The following is a 3,932-nucleotide window of genomic DNA, read 5'->3' on the forward strand; positions in this document are numbered from 1 at the left end:
ATCGCTCGCACCCGGTTGGCGCGGCGGGCGGCGGCCTTCTGGGCAAACCGCTCGTCAAAGTTCGGGTCCTCGCCGATGACGGTGCCGAGTTCCCAGGCCGAGTAGGACGCTGAGTTCGCGCCCTGGCCCACGACGGGGTCGACGACCGAGTGCGCGTCGCCGAGCGCGATGGCGACCTTTCCGTTCGGCAGGACGGCGTAGTCCTCGCGCAGCACCGGCGTCACGGCCCCCTGCAGCAGATCTTCGGGACCGGTCAGCCCGAACCGTGTCGTGTCGATCCGCTCGAAAACCTGCGGATGATGCACGCGGACCTTGTCGAGCACCAGCCGCTCGAACGCCGCCGGGTCCTCGTCGTACTTGGCGTCGGCGAGGACCTCCGTGTCGCCGCCGGGCACGTTCTCGAACAGCAGGACCGTGACGTGCCCAGCAGCGGAGAAGGTGGGGATCTCCAGCAGTTCACCGTGCGGCGGCGCGATGCTCATCGTCACGCCCTTAGGCTCGGATGGCGCGATGCCGTGGTAGAGCCCGGCGCACAGCCGGCGCTGCGGTCGGCTGTAGGGCGACTTGCCGGCGATGACCGGGAACATCGCGCTGGTGCCGCCCTTGCCGGTGGCGACGACCACGAGATCGTGCAGCTCCGACAGGCGCAGGATCTCTTCCGGGCTGACCTCCTGCCCGGCCCGGAAGTCACCGCCGCGCTCCTGGAAGTCCGCCAGCAGTCGCGGCAGGTAGACCCGGTAGTCGATGGCCCGCGAAGGGGCGCCAAAGGCACCGGGGAAAGACAGCGGCTGCGGCCCGCCGATGTAATGGTGATGGCAGAAGTACCCGTACTCCGCGAGGTCCCAGTGGTCGGCGCCGAGCGCCTGCTCGCGCTTGACGGTCGTGTTGTGGTGGGCGACCGTGTTCAGCATCCGGCCGCTGGCGAGCTGCGCGGCCGTCTTGTCGCTGTAGAGGGTGACGGGGATTCCCTGCTTTTGCAGCAGCAGAGCCAGGTGCAGGCCCGCGACCCCCGATCCGATGATCGCGACTCCTGAGGACGGTGTGCCACCAGCCATGGGTTGCGCCTCTCTGCGTGATCCCATTAGAGGACCTTCGCCTCAATCTTCGCGCGCCCGCCGGCGCAAATCGAGGGGCATACCCGGGAGCAGAAAGGCTGTCATAAGTGGATCTTCCCCGTAGCTTCACTATCCGTGAAAGCAGCCATCGCATCCATAACCCGTTCACCAGCGAAAAGCTGGCTACCTTGGGCCGTGCTCTGCGCTTGGCGCCGGATACGAGCATGCTCGACCTGGCCTGCGGCACGGGAGAGATGCTGTGCACCTGGGCACGTGATCATCGCGTATCCGGCCTCGGCGTGGACATCAGCAGCGTGTTCATTGCCGCGGCCCGGGCGCGAGCCGACGAGCTGGATGTTGCCAACCGGGTCACCTTCGTCCACGGCGACGCGTCCGGTTACGTCGCCGATGAGCCAGCCGGCATCGCCTCGTGCGTGGGAGCGACGTGGATCGGCGGCGGCGTTGCCGGGACTGTTGAGCTTCTCCGGCGCAGCATCACCCCGGACGGGATGATGCTGATCGGCGAACCGTACTGGCGCCGGGAGCCTCCCGATCAGGCCACTGTTGAGGGCTGCTACGGGATCGGCCACGATGACTGGCTTCCGTTGCCCGAGCTGATCGAGTCCTTCGGCCAGCTTGGCTGCGATGTTGTGGAGCTGGTCCTAGCCGACCAAGATAGCTGGGATCGCTATGAAGCCGCCAAGTGGCTCAATATCCGGCGCTGGCTTGACGCCAATCCCCACGACGAACTCGCCGGCGAAATGAGAGCTGAACTCGACACCGCACCGGCCCGCCATGTCAGATACCAGCGCGAGTACCTCGGCTGGGGAGTCTTCGTATTGATGAATCGCTGAAAACTACAAAAGGATTATTCATCAACCAGAGCTAAATGGGTCTCCCCGGCGCCATGATCCGTCGCCTTGCTGCCGCCGCTGAGCGGGCCAGTCTCGGATGGGTTCATCCTTCTGGGATGATTTCAGCCCAGGTCCCGGTGGGATGCTGGGTGGTAGATGAGCCGCTACGCGCGGTCCGAACCCAGGTTCCTGCACCTGCGCGGTGTCATGGGGGAGCTGGAAAGGGGTACAAGATGACCAGCCAGCCAGATGAAGGAGCGCCGCCGCCGGAGCCCGGTCGCGCCGAGGTCCGCCATGCCGCGGTCGCTTTGCGGTCCATGGGGCAGCCGAACTCGGTTGCCAGCGAGTTCGATTTCTGGAACGACAGGTATGAAGGGCTGCGGCTATTCTCTGAGCTGCTCGGGACCTTTTTCCTCGTCCTGGTCGCCGTAGGCGGCGGCATGGTCAGCGCCCGGTTCGGGGGCAATGCAGTCCCTTATGGGGCGAAGGTGGTGGCCCCGGCGCTAATGGTGGCCGCCATCATCTTGTTCATGGGGACCGTCTCCGGTGCGCACCTGAACCCGGCGGTGAGTGTGGCCTTCGCGGCACGAGGCGACTTCCCGTGGAAGCGCGTCCCGGCGTACATCGCCGCCCAGTTCGTAGGCGCCGCCTTGGCGACGTTGGTGCTGTGGGCGTTTCTCGGCAAGCAGGGCAGCGCAGGGCTGACCCTGCCAGGGACCGGTATCTCGACGACTGCCGCGATGTTGTGGGAAATGGTCCTGACTGCCGGGCTGGTGAGCGTGATCCTGGGCACCGCATCGGGCGCTCAGCAGATCGGGCCGCTGGCTGCTATCGGGGTGGGCTCCTATATCGCGCTCGCCGGGCTGTGGGCCTCTCCGGTCAGCGGGGCGTCGATGAACCCGGCTCGGTCGCTCGGTCCGGCCCTGGTGAAGGGTGACTGGACCTCGTGGTGGGCGTATCTCGCCGGCCCGGTGGCTGGTGCCGTCATCGCGGTGGGTATCGCGTATGTGCTGCGGGGCCGAGGCGGCGGCCGTAGCGGTGTGTCGGCTGCACAGGGCACGGTCGGAGTGGACTGGCACCTCGGTTCTCGGCCGCGCCCCTGAGCCGGTATCCGGGCCGGATCAGGTGGCGTCTGTTCAGCCGATGCCCAGAGGCCGGTCCCCTCTATGGGAACCGGCCTCTGATCTTGGTAGCGAGCAGGATCTGAACCTGCGGCCTCTGGGTTATCAGCCGTCTCCGACGGTTCCCAAGCGGCTAGTTGCCCTGCTGGTTCTGGTCGTCCTGGCTGCCTTGCTGGTTCTGATCCTGGTTCTGGCCGAAGTGCTTTTCCGCGGCGGACACAGCACTATCGATCTGCTGGTCGTGCTGATGGTCAGTCTCGCGCTCGGCGAAACCCGCCGCTTCGCTGATCCCCTTGTCGGCCTGGTCCGGATGCTCCTCGACGTAGTCTTGCGCCTTCTTCTCGAGGTCCCCGAATTCGCTCACGCTGTCCTCCCGTGTCTCAGCGGGCCGGGCCTCTTGCCTGGCCACCCCTTCTGCGCTCCTACCCCTTTGCCCAGGCACCGATGCGTAAGCGCCTTCGGGCTGATCCCGGTGGGCCAGCAGCACCAGTTTGGACGGGGGAGAGGGTCTTCATCGTCACGTAGCTGGTGACCGAGGCGACGCTAGGCAGGGTTGCCAGCCGGTTGGCATGGAAGTCCTCGTACGCGGGCAGATCGGCGACCTCGACTTGGAGCAGGTAGTCGTAGTTGCCGGTGATGTGGTGGGTGTGAATAATCTCGGGCAGCCGGATCACCGCTCGTTCGAAGGCGACAACGTCCGCGCGAGCGTGCCGGATGAGCCGCACGCCAGCGAAGACCCGCAGACCGCGACCGACCGCTGCGGGATCGACCAGCGCCTGGTAACCGCGGATTACTCCGGTCTGTTCCAGTCGGCGAACCCGCCGCAGGCACGGCGACGGCGAGAGACCGACGCGTGCAGCGAGCTCGTCATTGCTGATCCGGCCGTGCTTCTCGAGCGTGGC

5 protein-coding genes are annotated in these 3,932 nt (G+C 66.4%); 2 read left to right on the forward strand and 3 right to left on the reverse strand.

Going from position 1 to position 3,932, the window contains the following annotated elements; all coding sequences use genetic code 11:
* Positions 1 to 1,055 (reverse strand): styrene monooxygenase/indole monooxygenase family protein (locus WA805_RS09125; protein WP_425242125.1); only part of this gene is annotated, 1,055 nt, incomplete at its 3' end.
* A 107-nt stretch (positions 1,056 to 1,162) separates the two neighbouring features.
* Between WA805_RS09125 and WA805_RS09130 the strand changes: the two genes are divergently transcribed.
* Together WA805_RS09130 and WA805_RS09135 are read left to right on the forward strand one after the other, a co-directional pair.
* Complete coding sequence (locus WA805_RS09130; protein ID WP_422285825.1) at positions 1,163 to 1,909, forward strand: SAM-dependent methyltransferase; 747 nt, start codon at positions 1,163 to 1,165, stop codon at positions 1,907 to 1,909.
* 233 nt (positions 1,910 to 2,142) lie between these two features.
* Complete coding sequence (locus WA805_RS09135; RefSeq protein WP_422272829.1) at positions 2,143 to 3,012, forward strand: MIP/aquaporin family protein; 870 nt, start codon at positions 2,143 to 2,145, stop codon at positions 3,010 to 3,012.
* Between the two features lie 151 nt (positions 3,013 to 3,163).
* Here WA805_RS09135 and WA805_RS09140 read toward each other — a convergent pair whose 3' ends face one another.
* Together WA805_RS09140 and WA805_RS09145 are read right to left on the reverse strand one after the other, a co-directional pair.
* The gene (locus tag WA805_RS09140) at positions 3,164 to 3,394 is read right to left on the reverse strand and encodes an antitoxin (protein ID WP_422272827.1); all 231 of its coding nucleotides are present in this window, start codon (positions 3,392 to 3,394) and stop codon (positions 3,164 to 3,166) included.
* Between the two features lie 58 nt (positions 3,395 to 3,452).
* Positions 3,453 to 3,908, reverse strand: coding sequence for an Lrp/AsnC family transcriptional regulator (locus WA805_RS09145; RefSeq protein WP_425242126.1), 456 nt, complete (start codon positions 3,906 to 3,908; stop codon positions 3,453 to 3,455).
* Between the last annotated feature and the right edge of the window lie 24 nt (positions 3,909 to 3,932).

The sequence above is a fragment of the Trebonia sp. genome (assembly GCF_049794275.1).
Lineage (GTDB): Bacteria > Actinomycetota > Actinomycetes > Streptosporangiales > Streptosporangiaceae > Trebonia.